The following is a 20,287-nucleotide window of genomic DNA, read 5'->3' as shown; positions in this document are numbered from 1 at the left end:
TACCCCCCGGTGCCAACGATGAGTGGCCAAGTCGGACTGCCAGGCCAGATCGATCTTTGTCTTGCTTATGTCGCAATGCTAAACAACCCGCGCGATTATGAAAAGCCGATGAGGCAATTGCTGATCGGGTCGAGGTGCAATTGGGCCGCGAACTTTCTCGGGTTAAACGATGGCATATGGGCTAGGCGGCAGAGGCCCCATATTGTTTGTACGCCGGCAATATTCGCAATTTGGCGGCGGCGAAATCATGCTCGACGCGATAGCGAACGAGTTTCTTGCGCGAGGCATGCCGATTGCGATCATGGCAGCCGATTGGCCGGTCCGAGATGGCATTGATCTCATTCGCTGCGGCGGTCGCCAGGTCCCCCGCGCTTTCCGGGCTCGATCTTTTGCCGGTGAGGTCTGTCGCAAACTCGAGGCATTGAATCCTGCCCCGGCTCTTGTTCAGAGCAACGACAAAATGCCGTGCTGTGACGTCTTCCGAGCCGGGGAAGGCGTCCATGCAGCCTACCTCGCTGAACGCAGACGCTTCGAGCCGCTACTCGGTAAAATTGCGCTCGGCCTGAGTATGTTTCATCATGAGAACCTGCGGCTGGAGCGAAGGACTTATCAGAGCCGCAGGCTCAAGGCGGTGATTGCCATTTCGAAGATGGTATCCGACGATATTGTGCGCCACTACGATTTTCCCCGCGAACGAATTCATCATATAGCAAACGGGGTTCCACTCGAGCGCTTCACGCTGGGGTTGCGGGACCAGCATCGAGCGCAAATCCGCGCAAAGCTGAAGGTTCCGGCTGACAGCCCTGTCGTTCTCTTCGTGGGATCGGGCTTCGAACGGAAGGGTCTGTCTTTCCTGATCAAAGCTGTCGCCGATCTAGAGACCGACACGGAATTATGGGTCGTCGGCCACGATTCGCGCACCGAAAGGTTCAGGAACCTCGCTGACAGGCTCGGGCTCGGAGCGCGGCTGAAAATGCTGGGTCCGCAAAAAGATGTACTGCCTTGGTACGGAGCAGCCGACGTCGCGGCGCTTCCGTCGATCTACGACCCGTTCGGAACGGTTGTGATCGAAGCGATGGCTTGCGGCCTGCCGACCGTCGTCAGCACCGCCTGCGGCGCGCGTGAAGTTGTCGAGAGCTTCGACGATACCCTGGTGTGCGATGTCGCGGACGTCCAGCAACTTTCCCTCAGCCTTCGGCGCGCCTTGCAGCACTCGAAAGCCCCGCAATCTGCGATGCTGGTACGCGAGGCCGCGCAACCCTACGACTTTCAAACCATGATCGCCAAGACCCTGTCTCTCTATGAGCGACTCATCCGACCCACGGCGGGCACTTAGGAGCACGCACCAATCCGGTGGGCTTGTCGCTTCGCCAAGGTATGAGTTTCCAACGCGTCGGTCGCAGGCTTGCCTAGTATGCTAATTTAGGGCCATATTAAAAAAGATCGCCTTGAAGCGGATGAGGGTCGCTTCATATTCGTTGAACGTTGGGTGAGAGTTCGCACGGGCTATGGAACCTGTGCTTTGATTCAAAGGATCCGGGGGCGGATGTCTAGTGTGAACGCTGGCGAGGGGCATTCCTCCTTCTCGAACGATGTAGGCAGGTCGAAAATTTCGGTGATTGTCATCACTCTCGACGAGGAAACCTGCATAGAGCGTTGTCTTCGGTCGGTAACTTTCGCCGACGAAATCATTGTTGTCGACAATGGCAGCACGGACAGGACTCGCGAAATTGCGTTGAAATTGGGCGCGCGAGTCATTCTGACGAAAGATTGGCCGGGTTTTGGCGTGCAGAAAAACCGCGCACTTGACGCTGCGACTGGCGACTGGATTTTTTCCCTTGACGCGGACGAATGGGTGGAGCCGCCGTTGGCTGCCGAGATCGAGGCCGTCGTTGCCAGCCCTGGAGACTGTGTGGGCTTCGAAATTCCGCGGCGATCGCGCTTCTGTGGTCATCTAGTCCGATACGGTAGCTGGTCGCCGGATCTGGTCTTGAGATTGTTTCGAAGAGGGACGGCTAGGTTCTCGAACGTGCCCGTCCATGAAAAAGTTATCCTGAATGGAAAAATGGGCCGCCTTGCGCAGCCGATGGAACATGATTGCATAACTGACTTGCAAGATGCTCACAAGAAAATACGTTTGTATTCTTCGATATCAGCAACCAGTATTCGCCGCTCCGGCATGAAATGTTCAACTATCAAAGCGTTTCGGCGATCCATTTGGACCTATTTTTACTGCTATATAATACGACGTGGGATTCTCGACGGACCAACCGGGATTTTGGTTGCTGGTTATGCGGCAAGTAATACATACTGGAAATGGGCATCATATTCAAAAAAAGAGACTTTTTTTGGAATTTCTGTAGAGCGCCAATTGAAATAGATAGATTTAGGATATGGGTATGGCTTTGAGATTTTAGCTAATGACAGGCAGACAAAGCATTTGGATTGGATTTGATCCCCGCGAAGCCGACGCTTTTGCAGTCGCTCGAAATTCGATCAGGCGCCACATAATTTCGCCCGTACCGGCACGGGGAGTGGTCTTGGCCGATCTTCGGCAAAGGGGGCTTTACACCCGCCCGACCAGTCGTAAGGATGGTCGACTTTGGGACGAGATTTCGGAAGCGCCGATGGCTACGGAATTCGCGTGTTCGCGCTTCCTCGTTCCGCATCTGGCTGGTTCCGGCTGGGCGCTGTTCATGGATTGCGACATGCTGGTTCGTCGCGATCTGCAGAAGCTGTTCAAGGTTGCGGATCCGACTAAGGCCGTGATGGTGGTGAAACACAATCATCGACCCTTGGAGGCGACGAAGATGGATGGCCAGGCTCAGTTGCGATACGCTCGCAAGAACTGGTCAAGTGTTATGCTCTTCAACTGCGACCATCCAGCGAACAAAGGCCTTACGATCGAATTGGTAAACAAGGTCCCAGGGCGCGATTTGCATCGTTTTTGCTGGCTTGAGGATGAGCACATCGGTGAGCTTTCGACAGAGTGGAACTGGCTCGTTGGACACTCCGACCCTGCAGTCGATCCTTCGATAGTGCATTTCACCGACGGCACACCCGCTATGCCGGGGTATGAAAATTGTGCTTATGCTGATGAGTGGCGATCTGAACTGATCAAGTGGGCAACTTGATCGTGGCAGTATCTGGCGACCAAAATGGGTCCTCAGCCTCTGTCTTGGTGTGGCGGTCGAAATGTACTCCATCAACGAACCCGCGGCTCGCGCGTTACTGATTAATCTCGATCGGTCTTCGGAGCGGTTACGGCTCCAGGTTGAGCAGTTCAGACGGGTAGGGCTTGAGTTTCAGAGGGTGCCGGCTGTCGATGGCTCGTTGCTATCAGAAGAAGTCTTTCGGAAGCATGCCTACCTCTGGGAGCGTCCCCTAAGCCGGTCTGAGGTAGGCTGCCTCCTAAGTCATCAGGCGTGTTGGCAACACGCAATCCGAACCGGTTTGAACACCGTAGTTTTTGAAGATGATGTTGTATTGGCTCCCGAAATTTTAGCGTTTGTTCGGCAGGCCGGGAAAATCACAGGCTCGGTCGCGCTCAATCTTGAAGCTCGCAAGAACCCAAAGCATTTGTCACAAAAGCCGGTGGTGCTTGAAGGGCTGAGCGGATACCAGGTCTATAGTATGCTTTTAGGGACCACCGGTGCAGCCGCGTATCTAATTACACCCGCAGCGGCCCGTCGGCTTATCGCTGATGTTGGATTCCGGGCGCCAATAGCCGACATCTATATCTGGAATTCGCCGGGGGTGGTGCAACTGCAGTTAGATCCAGGCTTAGCGGCTCCCATGGATAAAATTCGAGGGCTTTTTGGGCAAAGCCTGCCTCGACTGGGCGAGACGACCATTGTCAGAGATATGAGCCTCACTCGAAAGGTAAGCAACCCAGGAATACTTGTATATCGACTTATTGGGCAAGCAAATCTTGCTGTCAAGAAGTATAAATTGAAGAATAAGGCGATACTGCGCCGCGTGTCCCCATTGCCCTCCATCCGCGCTAGTTATGAGGCTATGGTGAAAGACGCTCTGGCGGGACAGTGAGCGCAGTTTTGCTGTTTGTTCCAGCGAGACAGGGGATCGGTATGGGTCGCCAGTTCGCGAAGCTGGGTTGCGAGAGGATCTGGTCAGCGGCGCCAAGGGGATTTCACCCTACGGTTTGCGTAAGGCGTGTAGCCGACGGCTGCCCAAGCCGGCTGCACGCCGCACCAGATCAAAGCGATCACCGGCGACAAAAAGCTTGATGAGATTGTTCGCTACACCGAGGCCGTGGATCAGATCCGCCTGGCGCATGAGGCGATGAATTCCATCGCCGAGCACGGAGCAGGAACAAAAACTTTCAAACCAAGGTATCTGGTTTGACAGTTTGAGCTGCAAGTTATTGAAAATGCCCGCAAGCGAAACCGCTATTCAACGCTGAGCCGATAGCCAATACCGCGCACCGTCTGCAGCCAGACAGGATTGGACGGGTCGCGCTCGATCTTGCGGCGCAGCCGGTTGATCTGGACGTCGATGGTGCGCTCGCCGACGTCGGATTCGTCGCCGACCAGTTCGTGGCGCGGTATCGTCTCTCCGGCGCGCGCGGCAAAGATCGCCAGGATTTCCTGTTCGCGATCGGTCAGCTTCAGTGCCTCGCCGCCACGCTTCAATTCGCGCTTGGCGATCTGAAAAGTGTAGGGGCCGAACACCAACTGCTCGACCTTCGGCGTTGCCGACGGACCGCCGCGGCGCAGGATATTGTTGATGCGCAAGATCAGCTCGCGCGGATCGAAAGGTTTCGGCAAATAGTCGTCGGCGCCAGCTTCAAGCCCGGTGATGCGGCTGTCGGTTTCCGACAACGCCGTCAGCATCAGGATCGGCACGTTCTTCTCGGCCCGCAGCGCTTTTGTAAGATCGACACCGGTCTCGCCCGGCATCATGACGTCGAGCACCAGAAGATCGAAATCGAGGCCGGCGAGCTTGCGCCTGGCTTCGCCGGAATTGCCGGCGACCGTGACGCGAAAGCCGTTTTCGGACAGATACTGCTTCAAAAGGTTACGGATGCGTGTGTCGTCGTCGACCACCAAAAGATGCGGCGCGTCGTCATCGGGCGCGGCAGGGTTATCGACCTTCTCAATGGTCTCCATGGTTCTTCCCCGATGTTTGCGCAGGCACAATGTCGATCTGCGCTCTTAGTTCCGGATTGACCATCGCTTCCAGGAATCGTTCGATCGTGGCGCGCTCCATGGCTCCGGCATCCTCCAATGCAGCACGGATGCGGCGCGACTGTGGCCGCGCCAGCGCCAGCGCCAGCGCGCGGCCCTTGGCCGTCGGGTAGAGTTCGCGCTGGCGGCGGTCGCGCGGGCCTTGCAACTGGACGATATGGTCGGTGTCGATCAACTGCTTCAGCACCCGCGCCAGGCTCTGCTTGGTGATCTTCAGCACATCGAGCAGCTCGGCAACGGTGAGCCCCGGTCTGCGGTTGACGAAGTGCAGCACCCGGTGATGAGCGCGGCCGAAGCCGTAATCTGCGAGGATCTGATCGGGATCGGACGTGAAATCGCGATAAGCGAAGAAAAACAATTCGATGATGGCAAAGTCGATGCCGTCTTCGTCGGAGATCGCCGTCTTTATCGGTTTTCCGGCTGCCGGGCTTCGATCCGTCATCTTGTCTCCAATGCCAAACGGGAAATTATGTCAGTACTATTGACGTAGTTTCCCGGCAATGATAATTTTTGACAAGCTTTTCGGCGGATTGCGAACGAAAAGGCAAGAGAGAGCCGTTTTTCCGGAACTTCCTGAGTTTGCCATACCGCGAATATCCGCCTACGCTTTCAGGCAGAGGCCGGCGTTCGAGAGACCGGCGCGGCTGACACAAACGCTAGACGACACAACGATGTGCGGGCAGCTGCCCGCGGGAGGTTTCCATGGCATCCGTTCCTTTTGACCAGTTGGACGGCTTTATCTGGATGAACGGCGAGTTCGTCAAATGGACCGAGGCCAAGATCCACGTGCTGACCCATGGCTTGCACTATGCCAGCGCGGTTTTCGAAGGCGAGCGCGCCTATGGCGGCCAGATCTTCAAGCTGACCGAGCATAATGAACGCCTGCATGAATCGGCGCGGCTGCTGGGCTTCAAGATCCCCTATCCGGTTGCCGATCTCGATGACGCCTGCCGCACGCTGCTGAAGAAGCAGGGGTTCCAGGACGCCTATGTGCGTCCGATCGCCTGGCGCGGCAGCGAGCAGATGGGCGTTGCGGCACAGAACAATCGCATCAATTGCGCCGTCGCCATCTGGCAGTGGCCGAGCTATTTCGACCCGGCACAAAAGCTCAAGGGCATCCGTCTCGATGTCGCCGAATGGCGCCGTCCGGACCCGCGCACGGCGCCATCCAAGTCGAAGGCGGCCGGCCTCTACATGATCTGCACGCTGTCCAAGCACGCCGCGGAGGCCAAGGGCTATGCGGACGCCATGATGCTCGACTGGCGCGGCCAGGTTGCGGAAGCCACCGGCGCCAACATCTTCTTCGTCAAGGACGGCAAGATCCATACGCCGACGCCCGACTGCTTCCTCGACGGCATTACCCGCCGCACTGTCATCGGCCTGGCGAAGGACCGTGGTCTCGAAGTGGTCGAGCGCGCCATCATGCCGGAAGAACTCGAAGGTTTCGAGCAGTGCTTCCTCACCGGCACGGCCGCCGAAGTCACTCCGGTTTCAGAGATCGGCCCCTACCGATTCGAGGTCGGCGAAATCGCCAAGACCTTGATGAACGACTATTCTGCTGCAGTGCAACCAAAGCAGGCGATTGCCGCTGAATAGCGAAAGTCACAGCTTTTTTATGCAATGGGGGCGGTTTTACAGCCGCCCCTTTTATTTAAGCGCACACGCATTTGACTTTCGCGCAATTCGGCGTCTCATGATGGTGTCGGCCGCAGGAGGCTGGCGGCTATGGAGGGACTAGTTACATGGACAGCAACACGATTATTCAGATCGTTGTACAGGTGATTGCGGGTGTTATCGGGGGCCAGGCGATCGGCGTGGCGCTGAAGCAGGCGGCAATGGGGCAGCTCACCAAAGTCCTCGGCGGCGCCATTGGCGGTGTCGGCGGCGCGGCCATCCTGGGCAGTCTGCTTGGCGGCGGCGGGGTTGACGCGGCGGCGGCGGCGGGTGGCATCGGAAGCGCGCTCGACCTGAAGAACCTGCTCGGCGGCGTTGGTGGTGGTGCCATCCTGACCGGCATCATCGGCGCGGTCATGAACGCGATGAAGAAATAGCTCCGGTTCTCTCGGGCTTTGTCATGGGCGGCCTTGGCCGCCCATTTCTTTTGAGGTTCCAGCGGTGGTGGACGGCGGTCGTTGACCTGTCTACATCAAGACGAAACTTCGAAAGGAAAGCCATGGGTCAGCTCAATGCCGGCATCGTGCCGGTCACGCCCTTCCAGCAGAACTGCACCATCCTGTTCGACATGGACGACAAGACCGGCGTCGTCGTCGATCCCGGCGGCGATATCGATCAGGTACTCAAGGCGTTGAAGGATAATGCGATCACTGCCGGCGCGATCTGGATCACCCACGGGCATATCGACCATGCCGGCGGCGCGATGGAGCTCAAGGATGCGCTCGGCATCGACATCATCGGCCCGCACGAGGCCGACAAGCCGCTGCTTGCCAATCTCGAGAACCAGGCCAAGCGCTTCGGTCTAACCGACCCGGTGAGCAACTGCGTGCCGGACCGTTTCCTAAGCGAAGGCGAGACGGTGTCGTTCGGCCAGCATCAGTTCGAGGTGCTGCATTGTCCGGGCCATGCGCCGGGCCACGTCGTCTACTACAACCGCGCGGCAAAGTTCGCGCATGTCGGCGACGTGCTGTTTCGCGGCTCGGTCGGCCGTACCGACCTGCCCGGCGGCGATCACGCAGCACTGATTGCCTCGATCAAGCAAAAGCTGCTGCCGCTTGGCGACGACATCGGCTTCATCTGCGGCCATGGCCCGGGCAGCCGGTTCGGCGACGAGCGCCGGACCAATCCATTCCTGACCTGATAAAAGCAAAAGCGCCGCTGGGGGCGGCGCTTTTGTCAGGGCAGGGAACCCAAGTCTCGTTTTGACGCAATCCCGGATATTTTCCTGGAATTGCTCCGGATTAGTTGGCGACGCAGAAATGCTGGTCGCCATCGTTACCGGTGAAGGTGCCGGTGCGCGAGTTGAAGCTGCGGTAGCGGTCCGAGCAATACTCGTACCAGCCGCGGGTCCACGGCTCGGCATAGCGGTCGGCATAGACGGTACGTGGCTGCACGTAATAGCGCGGCTGCTGCACGTAGTAGCGACGCACCGGACGGTCGGCATAATAGCCGTCGTCGTCATAGGCCGGATCGTAATAGCGCGGGCCGGGGTTGCTCAGCGCGCTGCCGATCAGGGCGCCGGCGGCGAGGCCGACAACGCCGGCGGCGAGGGCATCGCCGCCATGTCCGCCGTGATGGTGATGGCGCCAGCGCCAGTCATCGGCATTGGCCGCCGAGAAGGTAGCCAAAGTGGTCGCAGCAATGCCAACGCTCAAAATGGCGGTCTTGAGAATTCGGTTCATTTTCGGTCTCCTTACGCACCGGCCCGCGCATTGTCGGAGGGGATGCGGCCCGGCTTTAGCAAAGGTTAATAGAGGACCGTGGCTGAACGGAGGCTGAACGAAATTCCGCTCAAACGATTTTTCGGCTTGGGCACAACCCATTACCGGGCGGGGAGCTGCCCGCCTGACTTAACCTTCGCCGGACCCGTCCTGAGCCGGCTTAGCCGATCGACAGATTGACGGCCTTCGGACCCTTGCCGCGCTTGTCCGGCTCGGTGTCGAATGTCACTTTCTGCCCATCCTCAAGACCGGGAAGGCCCGACGCCTGCACAGCCGAAATGTGGACGAAGACATCCTTCGCGCCATCATCCGGCGTGATGAAGCCGAAGCCTTTGGCATGGTTGAAGAATTTGACGGTGCCGGTCTGCGGCATGGGAAGCTCCTTTGATCCCATCAAGTCAGTCTCGGGCCGGCAAATTGCCCGACAGGAAATTTGTCCTTTATTTTAGCGCTATCGGCAAGAGAAAGTTTTCAGTCGCCAAGCCGCGCTTTGCCGAACGAAAAAGGCGCGACGTTTCCGTCGCGCCTTCGAAATTTCAGGCCTGCCATGATGCCGGTTCACGATCCTGCCGCATCATTCAATCCGGATCGACAGGTGGCGCCGATGATCAGCCGGCGCGCAGGTTGACCGCCTTCGGGCCCTTGCCCATGCGGTCCGGCTCGACGTCGAAGGTAACCTTCTGGCCATCGACGAGCGTGCGCAGGCCAGATGCCTCGATGGCGGAAATGTGGACGAACACGTCCTTCGCGCCGCCATCAGGCGTGATGAAGCCGAAGCCTTTGGTGGCGTTGAAGAACTTTACGGTGCCGGTCTGGGCCATTGGGGAAACTCCTTCACCCGTCAGTCATGTGGTTTGCCCGCTGCCTCGCGCCTCGGGCAATTCCCGGTGGTTGCTTCGGCGGTCATGCATTCGCGCATGGTCAAAACCCCCCGCCGAAAAACGGGGCTGTCAGAGATTCACACTTATCGGGGAAAGGTCGTCCAAAACGTTCCGCTCTCCGGGTCGCAAATGCCCGAACGGGGAAATTTATTACACGGAAACGTGAAGGTTGCAAGATAGCGGCCGCAGACGGCCAGCGGCACGTCCAACGCAGGGCCTCATAGACCCGGCGCCACGGCAGGTCATCGGCCAGAGACGGATCAGGCATGGGCCAGGTTGCACCCTCCGGCGCAACGGTTTGCCGGCTCGTTGTGGGCTTGGCTTGCTTTCGCGGCAGGAATAGCGAGGATCATCTTGAGACGGCATATTTCGTCGTGGATCGGGGGAGGGAAGATATGCGGTTTCTTACGGCGATCGCCGCGCGACAGGGCCTTGTCGCCCTGCTTCTATCCGTGCTGCTGTCAGCCTGTACGGTCGTTGTCGACGATGGACCGCGGCCGCGCCCGCCGAGGCCGGAGCCGCAGTTCTGCACCAGGGAATATGAGCCGGTCTGCGCCCGCCGAGGCGACGACCGCCAGACCTTCGCCAATGCCTGCCTGGCCGACAGGGCAGGGTACCGGATCGTGCGCGACGGCCCATGCCGCGACGGTGGCGGCGGCGGAGGTGGAGGCGGCGGCGAGCCGACCTTCTGCACGCGCGAATACGCTCCGGTCTGCGCCAGGCGCCATGGCGAAGAGCGCACTTTCCCGAATGCCTGCGAGGCGCGGGCGGCCGACTATCGTATCGTTGGCGACGGGCCGTGCTGATGGTCCGATCTCATGTCCGGTGGGAAGCGGCTTGGGCTGCCGGGAAGCCGAGCTGATGCAATCTCTTGAATCTGCCGCCGGTATGGCTTAGGTCCGGCGGACCAACAAACTAGGGCAGGTTTCCCATTAACAGAGATCAAAGACGAGCGGCAAACGCGGGCGGCAAGCCGGGTTCATCGGCGAGCGCGCTTGATCCTTATGTGCAAAGGGCGCTGCAACTGCATCAGGCCGGGCGACGCCAGGAGGCCGAGGCGCTCTACCGCCAGGTGCTGGGCCAGCAGGCGAACCACGCTGCCGCGTTGCACTTCCTTGGATTGCTCCTGCACCAGACCGGCCGCAGCGAGGAAGGGCTGGGTCTCATCGAGCAATCGGTGACGCTGCAGCCGAGGAACGCCGACTTCTTAAACAATATGGGCACGGTCATGCGCGACCTCGGTCGCGTCGCCGCGGCCGTCGATTTCTTCCGCGGCGCGGTGGAACTGCGACCGGAGCAGCTCGCCGCGCGCGACAATCTCGGCTCATCCTTGAAGCAGCTCGGCCAGTTCGACGCCGCCGAGGAAGTCTATCGCGGCACGATTGGCCGTAACCCGTTCCATGTCCGCGCCCGTATCGGTCTTGCGGAGACGCTGCAGGAGGCCGCGCGGCTCGACGAGGCGATCGCGCTGTTCCGCGAGTCCTTGTCGATCCGGCCGAAGGATGCCGAGCTGCTTTACGGCTTGGGCGTCGCCATGATGGAGAAGGGCAAGCTCGACGAAGCCGCCGACCTAGCCCGCCAGGCAGTGGCGGTCGCGCCGGCCATGGCGAAAGCCTGGCTGCTGCTGACGCAGGTCAAGCGCCAGAGCGAGCGTGACAAGGAGCTTTCCGGCATGGAGGCCGAGCATGCCAAGGCACAGCCAGGCAGCCTCGCCCGCATGCAACTCTCCTTCGGCCTCGGCAAGGCCAATGACGATCTCATGGACTATGGCCGCGCCTTCGACTATTTCGCCGAAGGCAACGCCATCCGCCGCCAGGGCATCGACTACGATCCGGTCCGCACGCGCGACGAGTTCGAAGCGATGAAGGCGGTGTTCGACACGGCCTTCTTCGAGAAGCACAAGCCGAGCGACATTGCCGACGACACACCGATCTTCGTCGTCGGCATGCCGCGTTCCGGCACGACGCTGGTCGAGCAGATCATCGCCAGCCATCCGCAGGTCTTCGGCGCCGGCGAGTTGAACTTGCTGAAGACGGCGGTGGGCAAGCAGTTTCCGATGAGCATTGAGGGAGGCTTTCCATGGGGCGTTGCCGACATGCCGGACAAAGCCTTTGCCGAAGCCGGCCAGGCCTATCTCGACATGCTGCATTCCCGCTATCCCGACTTGCCCCATGTCACCGACAAGATGCCGGGCAACTTCATGCTGGTCGGCTTCCTGCACATGATGTTGCCGAAGGCCAAGATCATCCATTGCGCGCGCGACGCCGCCGCCACGTGCCTGTCGATCTTCAAGGTGCATTTCCGCGGCGACAGCCATCGCTACGGCTACGAACTCGGCGAGCTTGCGGACTTCCATAACCTCTACACCGACATCATGGCGCATTGGCACAAGGTGCTGCCGGGCGTCGTGCATGACGTGCGCTATGAGGATTTTGTCGCCGACCAGGAAGGCCAGACGAGGGCGTTGATGGCGCATCTCGGGCTGCCCTGGGACGCCAAGGTGCTGTCCTTCCACGAGACCGACCGCCCCGTGCGCACGGCATCGGCAGCACAAGTGCGCCAGCCGATGTATCAGGGCTCGGTCGATCTGTGGAAGCGCTATGGGGACCGGCTGAAGCCGCTGCTCGACAAGCTGGACTGATCTTGAGGTGAGGCCGGCCCGCGGACGGCGGTTCCCTGCGCTTCCGGTGCTCACGTACGTTAAGTACGCTGCGCTCCGGTTCTCAGGAACCACCATTCTCGACTCGGCCTGACCTCAATCTCAACCAAGCTTGGCGTCAGAGTTCCACGAAGGGCTGGAAGCCGCCGAAGATCATGCGCTTGCCGTCGAACGGCATGGCAGACCAGTCCATCTTGAGGCGTTCGTCGGCCATCACCTTGGCCATGACCACGTCTCGGCTCTGTCTGGACTCGTAGACGACCCAGGCGAAGATGACGATCTCATCGTCCTTCGCCTGCACCGCGCGCGGGAACGAGGTCAGCTCGCCATAGGGCACGTCGTCGCCGACGCATTCGACATAGGCCAGCGCGCCGTGTTCCATCCAGATCGTGCCGGCGTTCTCGGCCATTTTCTTGTAATCACCGAGATTTGCCTTCGGCACGGCAAGCAAGAAGCCATCGACATAGGACATGGGTAGGTTCCTTTGCTGGAAAACGGGCGCCGGGTCGGCGGGATACGACCCGGCGCGGTGAGCGCGTCAGTCCTGCAGTTGGCCGGCAACGCCTGCTCGCTCTCTTGTCTGGCGCCATTCCGGACGGAAAGCCGCTTCACACTTTTCCTGGATTGCTTCAGGAAACTATTTCGCCGGCGCGTTCATCGCCCATTCGACACCGAAGGGATCGCGCATGTTGCCCCACTGGTCACCCCAGAACATGACCTGGAGCGGCACCGCGACCTCGCAGCCGGCATCCACGGCGCGTTGCCACCAGGTGGCGATGTCGTCGCTGCCGAGATGGAGCTGCATGGTGTAGCCCTGCGGCTTGACGGGCGGCATTCCGTTTTCGGGATAGAAATCCGAAATCATCAAGGTCGAACCGTTGATGTGCAGGTGGATGTGCATGGTGCGGCCCTGCTCATCGGGCGGGTAGAAGAACACCTGCTCGGCGCCGAAGGCCTTCTTGTAGAATTCAGCGGCCTTGAAGGCGCCGTCCAGTTGCAGATAGGGGGTCAATCCGCCAAGCACTTGCGCCCGGGGTGGGGTCTGGTCGTTCATCGGCATGTTCCTCTTCACGGGTTGATCGAGCCTTGCGACCCAGAGGACGAACGGAACGGCGGCAATCCTACACGGCCCGAAAATTTTCTTGGAAGCCGGACGTCGACAGGCCTGCGGAAGCCACGAAATGAACTTGCGTCGGCGGTGTCCAATCAGAGCGCAATTCTCGCGCCTGGCGGGGTAACAAGCAGACCACGCTGCTTTCCTCCTACGGTGCGAGACGATGATGATCCTCTACTACCAGACGCACTCGCCTTTCGCGCGCAAGGCGCTTGTCTTTGCCCTTGAGGTCGGCATTGCCGATCGGCTCGAGGTCATTCATCACGAGACCAGCCCGACCTTGCGCAATGCGCGTGTCTACGCCGAAAACCCGCTCGGCAAGGTGCCGGTGCTGCTGCGGCCCGATGCGGCGCCGATCTTCGATTCAGACGTCATCTGCGCCTATTTCGATACGCTGCATGACGGCCGCAGGCTTCTGCCGCAGGATGGTGAGGCGCGCTGGCAGGCGTTGCGGCTGCAGGCCGTCGCTCAAGGGTTGGCGCAGACGGGAATAGGCTTGCGCTGGGAGACCGAAAGAAGACCCGAAGAATTGCGCTATGCGGTTCTTGCCGACGGATATCGGGAAAAGATCGAGGCGAGCTACGACTGGATCGAAAGCACGCTGGACGATGAAGCGCCGCTTCATGTCGGGCACATTGCCTTGGCCACCACGCTGTCGTGGATGGCGTTCCGTCACCTGCCGGATTTTCGCTCGCGATCGCGGCTGACGCGGTGGTTCGAGTCTTTCGAAAAGCGCGCCTCGATGCTGGCGACGCCACTCTCGGGCGACACGCATGACTGACTGGCGGTCGCCTGTTTGCGGCCGCCGTCAGTGGCGGGCTCCCGGCTGCGCTGATTCAAGCGCATGTCAGACACCCGGATCCTTCCGCACGTCGAAGATTTCCGGAAAGCCGATGTCCTTGCGCAGCGCGGCCGGCAGCGAAAGCAGGATGCGTTCGCCGCGCCGGCGGGCGCGGGCCGCCGCGTAGCGGCTTGCGACGCGGTTGATGGATGACAGTACCGACATGATCGTTCTCCCTTGTTGATGCCGGCATCATCGTGTCGGCATTTCAAGGACGCGGCAGGTTCGGGCGATCCGACAGGGCGGCGAAATTTTTGTTACGATACGCGATTCAAGCCAGGGCCTAAAGCGCGTCGTGCTGAAAACGGATTCAGGCGACACGCTATAAGTCTTGTCTGATGATGCATGTCGTTGTCGCGGAACCGCTGCACACATGCATTAGGCAACCTTGAGCGTCGGAATAGCTGAAACATCAACTTCACGCTCGGCGTGCCAGGCGTCGAAAGCCGCCTGCATCCGAAGCCAGATCGCAGCGCCATCGCCGAACAGCTTCCCAAGGCGGGCGGCCACTGCCGGCGAAACCGGCTTCTTTTCGCGGATGATGTCATAGAGCTGCTGCCGGGAGATTCCGAGCAGATTTGCAATTTCCACCTTGGTCTTTCCAGTTGCCGGGATGATGTCCTCAAGCAGCGCTCCCGGGTGGGAGGGACAACGCTCGATCGGACGCGTCGGCTTGTGCACGTTCATAAGTCGAACTTCTCCAATCTGGCCGCCTCAGTGATATTGCTCGAAATCGACGCGGGCGGCGTCCGTGCCGTCGAATTCAAATGTGATGCACCACGGGCCGTTGACATGGACCGTGTAGCGAATGGGATCGAAGCCTTTCAGCGGATGGAAGTCGAAGCCGGGAAGGTTCATCTCCTCCGGCTTCTCTGAAGCTTCCAGGCGGTCAAGCCGGACAAGAATGCGCTTGTGCATCTTGGCGTCGATCTTGCCGGTTTTCCCGGTTTGAAAGAGGTCCGACAGCGCCTTGTTCTTAAAGGACTTGATCATCGATACGTGTAAACAGATTGCTTACACAAATCAAGGGATGTAAGCAAATAATTTACAGGTCGATTGAGGGTATCGATCGTTCGCCTTCAACCGCCCGCTTCCGCCACCTCGCGGAAGAACTCTTCCGGGTCCTCGACTTCGGTCAGCCGGCGTTTCTCGATCAGCCAGAAGCGATTGCCGACCGTGCGGATGAAGGAACGGTCATGTGAAGCGAGCAGACAGCTTGCCTGGTGCTTGAGCAATTCGGCCTCCAGCGCTTCCTGGCCATCGATGTCGAGATGGTTGGTCGGTTCGTCGAGCAAATAGAAGTTGGGATGGATGAGCCGCAGCACCAGCATCATCAGCCTCGCCTTCTGTCCGCCCGACAAGGCGCCGATCTTTTTGTCCTGCATCTCGATGGCAACGCCGGCGCCGGCGAGCAGCGAACGGGCGCGCTGCTCGCCGACCTCGAAGCGCCGCGAGACCATTGCCAGCGGCGTGTCGTCACCGCTGATGCCCGACAGCGCCTGGTCGCTGTAGCCGAGCACTGTCGACGGCGTCACTTTGACATTCGGCACCGTGCCGGGCTCGGCTATGGCGTTGTGGATCATCGCGATGAAGCGCGATTTGCCGACGCCGTTGCGGCCGAGCACCACGATGCGGTCGTCCTGGCAGATATGGCGCTTGCCGGTCCTGAACAGCAGCGTGCCGTCGGGCGTTTCCACCGCCGCGTCCTCGAGCGTGATCAGCACCTTGGCATGCGTGCCGCGGTTCGCCAGCCGGATCGCTCCGGCCGAGCGCTCGCGATGCGCCTGCACGGCTGCATCCTCCAGCTTATCGGCCCGTTCCTTGAGCTGCTTGGTCTTCACCGTCAAAAGGTCGCTGCCGGAATTGATGCCGATGTTGTTGAGCTTGGCGGCCTGCTTGCGCAGCTGCTGTGCGACCTTCATGTCGCGCTCGAACTTGCGCGCCATCGAGGCGTCGAGTTCGTCCAGGGCCTCTCTCGCCCGCGAATAGGGCAGGGTAAACACCGGGGATTCTTCCGGGCGCAGGAACAGCGTTCGGTTGGTGACGGCGTCGAGAAAGGCGCGGTCATGGCTGGCGATGACCACCGGCACCTCGCGCGGCAGCGCGTTGAGCCACGTTTCCAGCTGGTTGATCTTGGCGAGATCGAGATGGTTGGTCGGCTCGTCGAGCAAAAGCACGTCCGGATCGGTGACCCAGACGCGCGCGATCAGCGCCAGCCGCTGCCAGCCGCCGCTCAAGGCGCGCATTTTGCGCTCGCGCATGTCCTCCGGCACATCGAGCGAATCCAGCACCACGTCGACACGCCACAGCTCGCTGTCGCGCTGCTCGGCCGGCAGGGCATCGGCAACCGCCTGGTGGAAGCTGCGCTCGAGCAGCGCCTCGGGGACGGATTGCTCGACATGGCCGACACGCAGGCCGCGCGACCTGGTGATGTCGCCGCTGGTGGGGTCGAGGTCACCCGCCAGGCATTTGAGAAGCGTGGATTTGCCCCGGCCATTGGCCGCGACGAGGCCGAGCCGGTCGCCGGCGCCGATGGTGAGGTCGAGATTGGAAAAGAGCGGCGCACTCATGGTGACGCCCAGTGATTTGAGGCTGATCAGGGCCATTGTGATTTCTCTGGTCTTGGCCGACTCTTTGTAGAGCATGATCTTTCCCGAAAACCGGTTCCCACTTTTCGGGATCATGCTCTAGCGGCTGATGCACTTTGACGGTGCGCGTCCCGGCCATCAGGCTCGGCGTCGCAGCACCACGAAGGGCAGACCAAAAAATCGAAGCGGGAAAAACCCGGACCGTCCCTGGTCAGCCCTGCAAGCGAACTCGCAGGGCAGAAATCGGGCCACGCTGACGATGGTGACGATGAAACGTAAACACGTGAGCCCTCCTTTCAAGACGTTCGAGTGTTGGGGAGCGATTACACCAAGGGCGTGGCTGGTGGCAAGTGGCTCGTCCAGGAGGGAGCGATGCGCTGAAGCTGCCAATCTCCCCCCTCGTGGGGGAGATGGCCGGCAGGCCAGAGGGGGGCGCTGTCCCGCCAGCGTTTCCAATAAAACTACTGCCCCGGCCTGCCGGTCTTGCCCGGCCGGCGCTTCTGGCGGCGCGCGTCGCCTGGATCCTCGTAGGAGCCAATCCCGGCGCGCTGACGTACAACTGGTTTGACGTCGCGATCTTTCGCGCCCCCCTCAGCCCTGCCGGCTCCCACTTGGGTGGAGATTGGCTGTGGCTTGGCCGGCACTTTTCCTTCGACCGGCTTTTCCGTCCGCCGCACCGTCATCTCATCGAGCGAGTTCTTCTTGAACAGCGGTTTGGTGGCCTCGCCGGGAATGCCGAAGTCGGACCCATGCGCTTCCTGCGCCGACTGCTTCTTGAACAGCGAGCGCGAGACCGCGCCCGCCGGCGTCGGCATATCGGTGCCGGGGCCCATGTCGTCGATCGACGGCTTGGCGAACAGCGGCTTCTTCACCGGCACGGCGCCATCGGCGCCCATTTCGTCGAGCGCCGGCTTGCGGAACAGGTTGGGCCGGGCAGCCTTGGCTGCCTCTTCGGCGGCGCGTGCTTCCTCGAACTTGCGGAAACGCTCCTGTTCCTCGACCGTGCGGTGCTTGGCCACGCCCTTGTTGTGCTTGCCCTTTTCGCGGCCCGATGCCGGGCTTTGGCCTTCCACCTCGCGCGCCAGCGGATCGTCGGAGATCGACAGCTCCATCTCGCGCAGCCGCTTGATCTCGTCGCGGACACGCGCCGCCTTCTCGAAATCGAGATTGGCGGCGGCGTCGCGCATCTGCTTGTCCAACGCCTCGAGATGGGCCTTGAGATTGTTGCCCATCATGGCGCCGGCGCCGTCGGTGAACTGCGAGATGTCGGCGCGGACGTGGTCCTTCTCGTAGACCGAGTCCAGAATGTCGGAGATGCGCGACTTGACCGATTCCGGGGTGATGCCGTTGGCCGCGTTCCACTCCATCTGCTTCTCGCGGCGGCGGTTGGTCTCGGCCATCGCCCGCTCCATCGAGCCGGTGACCTGGTCGGCATAGAGGATGACCTTGCCGTCGACGTTGCGGGCGGCGCGGCCGATGGTCTGGATCAGCGAGGTTTCGGAACGCAAAAACCCTTCCTTGTCGGCGTCGAGGATGGCGACGAAGCCGCATTCGGGAATGTCGAGGCCTTCGCGCAAGAGGTTGATGCCGACCAGCACGTCGAAGGCGCCGAGGCGCAAATCGCGCAGGATCTCGATGCGCTCCAGCGTGTCGATGTCGGAATGCATGTAGCGGACACGGATGCCGTTCTCATGCAGGTATTCTGTCAGGTCCTCGGCCATGCGCTTGGTGAGCACTGTGACCAGCGTACGGTAACCGGCCTTGGTGGTGTCGCGGATCTCGCCGACGACATCGTCGACCTGGCTTTTGGCCGGGCGCACCTCGACCGGCGGATCGATCAGGCCAGTCGGGCGGATGACCTGCTCGGCGAAGACGCCGCCGGCCTGTTCCATTTCCCAGCCGCCGGGCGTGGCCGAAACGGCGACGGAGAGCGGGCGCATGGCGTCCCATTCTTCGAAGCGCAGCGGCCGGTTGTCCATGCAGGACGGCAGGCGGAAGCCATATTCGGCCAGCGTCGCCTTGCGCCTGAAGTCGCCGCGATACATGCCGCCGATCTGCGGCACGGTGACGTGGCTTTCGTCGATGAAGACCAGCGCATTGTCGGGAATGTATTCGAACAAAGTCGGCGGCGGATCGCCCGGCTGGCGTCCCGTGAGATAGCGCGAATAATTCTCGATGCCGGCGCACGATCCGGTGGCTTCCAACATCTCGAGATCGAAGCGGCAGCGCTGTTCCAGCCGCTGCGCTTCCAGCAGACGTCCGGCGCGCTCCAGTTCCACCAGCCGCTGCTTGAGCTCTTCCTTGATCGACTTGATCGCCTGGTTGAGCGTCGGACGCGGCGTCACATAGTGCGAGTTGGCGTAGATCTTGACGCTTTTCAGCTCGCCGGTCTTCTGGCCGGTCAGCGGATCGAACTCGGTGATCTGCTCGATCTCGTCGCCGAACATCGAGATGCGCCAGGCGCGGTCTTCCAAGTGGGCGGGAAAGATCTCGATCGTGTCACCGCGCACGCGAAACGAACCGCGCACGAAATTGATGTCCTGGCGTTTGTATTGCTGGGCGACGAGGTCGGCGAGCAGGGCGCGCTGGTCGAGCCGGTCGCCGATCTGCATCTGGAAGGTCATCGCCGTGTAGGTCTCGACCGAGCCGATACCATAGATGCAGGACACCGAGGCGACGATGATGACGTCGTCGCGTTCGAGCAGCGAACGCGTCGCCGAGTGGCGCATGCGGTCGATCTGCTCGTTGATCGAGGATTCCTTCTCGATGAAGGTGTCGGTGCGCGGGACGTAGGCCTCCGGCTGGTAATAGTCGTAGTAGGAGACGAAATATTCCACCGCATTGTCGGGGAAGAATTTCTTGAATTCGGAATAGAGCTGCGCGGCCAGCGTCTTGTTGGGCGCCAGGATCAAGGCCGGGCGTTGCGTCTCCTCGATCACCTTGGCCATGGTGAAGGTCTTGCCCGAGCCGGTGACGCCGAGCAGAACCTGGGTACGGTCGTTGTTGTCGACGCCTTCGACAAGGTCCTTGATGGCGGTCGGCTGGTCACCGGCCGGCTCGAAGTCCGACACCATCTTGATGGCGATGCCACCTTCGGATTTCTCCGGCCGGGCGGGGCGGTGCGGCGTCCACAACACGCCATCCTTGTGCAGCGGATTGCCGGATTCGATCAGCGCGGAGAGAGCAGCTACCGTCGCGGTCACGCCACTCGACGTCATCGTCTCGGCTTCTTCCAGCGAGACGTCGAGGCCGGCGACCGGGTTGAGGCCGGCCGCCGTGCGTTCACGCGCCGTCGCCGCGCCGCCCATCGAAGTGCCGCGCGCCGTGCGCCCGGGTGCGGCGGAGCGCTCGGGGATCTTCTTAGGGTTCTTCGCCTTCGGCTGTTTCTCCGCCTCCCGCTCGATCTGGTCCGCCCAATCGGCGATCGAGCCGGTCAGCGGCGCGCCGGAAAAGTCGGCCTGCGGCGCTTCGGCAAAACCACCCGGATCAAGCGGCTCGGCGGCGTCGAGGAACTCGGTCAGCGGGCGGCGCCGCTTCGGCGCGCCATCTTGCGCCGGCGAAGGCGTTTTGTTGTCAGGACGTTTGGCCATGAGCCGAATATG

At 60.9% G+C, this 20,287-nt stretch carries 23 protein-coding genes; 10 read left to right on the top strand and 13 right to left on the bottom strand.

Features of this window, described 5'->3' with window-relative positions; all coding sequences use genetic code 11:
• Positions 1 to 202 precede the first annotated feature (202 nt).
• The 4 genes from AB6802_RS05715 (at position 203) to AB6802_RS05700 (ending at position 4,047) form a co-directional block, all read left to right on the top strand.
• Positions 203 to 1,336 (top strand): glycosyltransferase family 4 protein, encoded by a 1,134-nt coding sequence (locus AB6802_RS05715; protein WP_371009043.1) that lies wholly within the window; start codon positions 203 to 205, stop codon positions 1,334 to 1,336.
• Positions 1,337 to 1,555: 219 nt separating this feature from the next.
• Positions 1,556 to 2,380 (top strand): glycosyltransferase family 2 protein, encoded by an 825-nt coding sequence (locus tag AB6802_RS05710; protein WP_371009042.1) that lies wholly within the window; start codon positions 1,556 to 1,558, stop codon positions 2,378 to 2,380.
• 154 nt (positions 2,381 to 2,534) lie between these two features.
• On the top strand, positions 2,535 to 3,134 hold the full coding sequence (locus AB6802_RS05705) for a hypothetical protein (RefSeq protein WP_371009323.1): 600 nt from the start codon (positions 2,535 to 2,537) through the stop codon (positions 3,132 to 3,134).
• A 61-nt stretch (positions 3,135 to 3,195) separates the two neighbouring features.
• Positions 3,196 to 4,047, top strand: coding sequence for a glycosyltransferase family 25 protein (locus AB6802_RS05700; RefSeq protein ID WP_371009041.1), 852 nt, complete (start codon positions 3,196 to 3,198; stop codon positions 4,045 to 4,047).
• A gap of 108 nt (positions 4,048 to 4,155) precedes the next feature.
• Here the strand turns inward: AB6802_RS05700 and AB6802_RS05695 are convergent, their stop codons facing one another.
• The 3 genes from AB6802_RS05695 to AB6802_RS05685 are packed head-to-tail and all read right to left on the bottom strand — an operon-like array spanning position 4,156 to position 5,649.
• Positions 4,156 to 4,380 (bottom strand): hypothetical protein, encoded by a 225-nt coding sequence (locus tag AB6802_RS05695; protein WP_371009040.1) that lies wholly within the window; start codon positions 4,378 to 4,380, stop codon positions 4,156 to 4,158.
• Between the two features lie 29 nt (positions 4,381 to 4,409).
• Positions 4,410 to 5,129: a response regulator gene (locus tag AB6802_RS05690; protein ID WP_371009039.1), complete on the bottom strand. Its 720-nt coding sequence runs from the start codon at positions 5,127 to 5,129 to the stop codon at positions 4,410 to 4,412.
• Positions 5,116 to 5,649 (bottom strand): MarR family winged helix-turn-helix transcriptional regulator, encoded by a 534-nt coding sequence (locus AB6802_RS05685; RefSeq protein WP_371009038.1) that lies wholly within the window; start codon positions 5,647 to 5,649, stop codon positions 5,116 to 5,118. The genes AB6802_RS05690 and AB6802_RS05685 overlap by 14 nt, the downstream gene beginning before the upstream one ends.
• Before the next feature lie 260 nt (positions 5,650 to 5,909).
• Between AB6802_RS05685 and AB6802_RS05680 the strand changes: the two genes are divergently transcribed.
• The 3 genes from AB6802_RS05680 to AB6802_RS05670 all read left to right on the top strand — a co-directional run bounded on the left by AB6802_RS05680 (position 5,910) and on the right by AB6802_RS05670 (position 8,022).
• Positions 5,910 to 6,803 (top strand): branched-chain amino acid aminotransferase, encoded by an 894-nt coding sequence (locus tag AB6802_RS05680; RefSeq protein ID WP_371009037.1) that lies wholly within the window; start codon positions 5,910 to 5,912, stop codon positions 6,801 to 6,803.
• Positions 6,804 to 6,949: 146 nt separating this feature from the next.
• Positions 6,950 to 7,258 carry a hypothetical protein gene (locus AB6802_RS05675; protein WP_371009036.1) on the top strand — a complete coding sequence of 103 codons (309 nt, stop codon included), beginning with the start codon at positions 6,950 to 6,952 and terminating at the stop codon, positions 7,256 to 7,258.
• 122 nt (positions 7,259 to 7,380) lie between these two features.
• A complete protein-coding gene (locus AB6802_RS05670) occupies positions 7,381 to 8,022 on the top strand; it encodes an MBL fold metallo-hydrolase (RefSeq protein WP_371009035.1) in 642 nt (213 codons plus the stop codon).
• A 100-nt stretch (positions 8,023 to 8,122) separates the two neighbouring features.
• Here AB6802_RS05670 and AB6802_RS05665 read toward each other — a convergent pair whose 3' ends face one another.
• The 3 genes from AB6802_RS05665 to AB6802_RS05655 form a co-directional block, all read right to left on the bottom strand.
• The gene (locus AB6802_RS05665; protein ID WP_371009034.1) at positions 8,123 to 8,563 is read right to left on the bottom strand and encodes a BA14K family protein; all 441 of its coding nucleotides are present in this window, start codon (positions 8,561 to 8,563) and stop codon (positions 8,123 to 8,125) included.
• A gap of 199 nt (positions 8,564 to 8,762) precedes the next feature.
• On the bottom strand, positions 8,763 to 8,975 hold the full coding sequence (locus tag AB6802_RS05660) for a cold-shock protein (protein WP_006202521.1): 213 nt from the start codon (positions 8,973 to 8,975) through the stop codon (positions 8,763 to 8,765).
• A gap of 235 nt (positions 8,976 to 9,210) precedes the next feature.
• Positions 9,211 to 9,423 (bottom strand): cold-shock protein, encoded by a 213-nt coding sequence (locus AB6802_RS05655; protein ID WP_140821513.1) that lies wholly within the window; start codon positions 9,421 to 9,423, stop codon positions 9,211 to 9,213.
• 455 nt (positions 9,424 to 9,878) lie between these two features.
• On the opposite strand from AB6802_RS05655, the gene AB6802_RS05650 reads away from it, so the two are divergent.
• Together AB6802_RS05650 and AB6802_RS05645 are read left to right on the top strand one after the other, a co-directional pair.
• Positions 9,879 to 10,289, top strand: coding sequence for a Kazal-type serine protease inhibitor (locus tag AB6802_RS05650; RefSeq protein ID WP_371009033.1), 411 nt, complete (start codon positions 9,879 to 9,881; stop codon positions 10,287 to 10,289).
• A gap of 200 nt (positions 10,290 to 10,489) precedes the next feature.
• Complete coding sequence (locus AB6802_RS05645) at positions 10,490 to 12,124, top strand: sulfotransferase (RefSeq protein WP_371009032.1); 1,635 nt, start codon at positions 10,490 to 10,492, stop codon at positions 12,122 to 12,124.
• 136 nt (positions 12,125 to 12,260) lie between these two features.
• On the opposite strand, the gene AB6802_RS05640 is transcribed toward AB6802_RS05645, so the two are convergent.
• On the bottom strand, positions 12,261 to 12,614 hold the full coding sequence (locus AB6802_RS05640) for a DUF1428 domain-containing protein (RefSeq protein WP_371009031.1): 354 nt from the start codon (positions 12,612 to 12,614) through the stop codon (positions 12,261 to 12,263).
• A 165-nt stretch (positions 12,615 to 12,779) separates the two neighbouring features.
• The gene (locus tag AB6802_RS05635; RefSeq protein WP_371009030.1) at positions 12,780 to 13,196 is read right to left on the bottom strand and encodes a VOC family protein; all 417 of its coding nucleotides are present in this window, start codon (positions 13,194 to 13,196) and stop codon (positions 12,780 to 12,782) included.
• A 226-nt stretch (positions 13,197 to 13,422) separates the two neighbouring features.
• Here AB6802_RS05635 and AB6802_RS05630 point away from each other — a divergent pair, with 226 nt between their 5' ends.
• On the top strand, positions 13,423 to 14,037 hold the full coding sequence (locus AB6802_RS05630; RefSeq protein ID WP_371009029.1) for a glutathione S-transferase family protein: 615 nt from the start codon (positions 13,423 to 13,425) through the stop codon (positions 14,035 to 14,037).
• Between the two features lie 66 nt (positions 14,038 to 14,103).
• Here AB6802_RS05630 and AB6802_RS05625 read toward each other — a convergent pair whose 3' ends face one another.
• The 5 genes from AB6802_RS05625 to uvrB all read right to left on the bottom strand — a co-directional run bounded on the left by AB6802_RS05625 (position 14,104) and on the right by uvrB (position 20,275).
• Positions 14,104 to 14,262, bottom strand: a complete 159-nt coding sequence (locus AB6802_RS05625) for a hypothetical protein (protein ID WP_371009028.1) — start codon at positions 14,260 to 14,262, stop codon at positions 14,104 to 14,106.
• A 213-nt stretch (positions 14,263 to 14,475) separates the two neighbouring features.
• Positions 14,476 to 14,784 (bottom strand): HigA family addiction module antitoxin, encoded by a 309-nt coding sequence (locus AB6802_RS05620; protein WP_095201853.1) that lies wholly within the window; start codon positions 14,782 to 14,784, stop codon positions 14,476 to 14,478.
• A 27-nt stretch (positions 14,785 to 14,811) separates the two neighbouring features.
• Entirely contained in the window at positions 14,812 to 15,090 is a 279-nt protein-coding gene (locus tag AB6802_RS05615) for a type II toxin-antitoxin system RelE/ParE family toxin (protein ID WP_371009027.1), read from the bottom strand.
• A gap of 86 nt (positions 15,091 to 15,176) precedes the next feature.
• A complete protein-coding gene (locus tag AB6802_RS05610) occupies positions 15,177 to 16,703 on the bottom strand; it encodes an ABC-F family ATP-binding cassette domain-containing protein (protein ID WP_371009322.1) in 1,527 nt (508 codons plus the stop codon).
• 443 nt (positions 16,704 to 17,146) lie between these two features.
• Positions 17,147 to 20,275: an excinuclease ABC subunit UvrB gene (gene uvrB / locus AB6802_RS05605; protein WP_371009026.1), complete on the bottom strand. Its 3,129-nt coding sequence runs from the start codon at positions 20,273 to 20,275 to the stop codon at positions 17,147 to 17,149.
• Positions 20,276 to 20,287 lie beyond the last annotated feature (12 nt).

Origin of the sequence: Mesorhizobium sp. RCC_202, assembly GCF_041355295.1 — a bacterium.
GTDB lineage: Bacteria > Pseudomonadota > Alphaproteobacteria > Rhizobiales > Rhizobiaceae > Mesorhizobium.
Note: the sequence above shows the minus strand (reverse complement) of the source record. Positions and strands in the feature narration are given on the sequence as shown.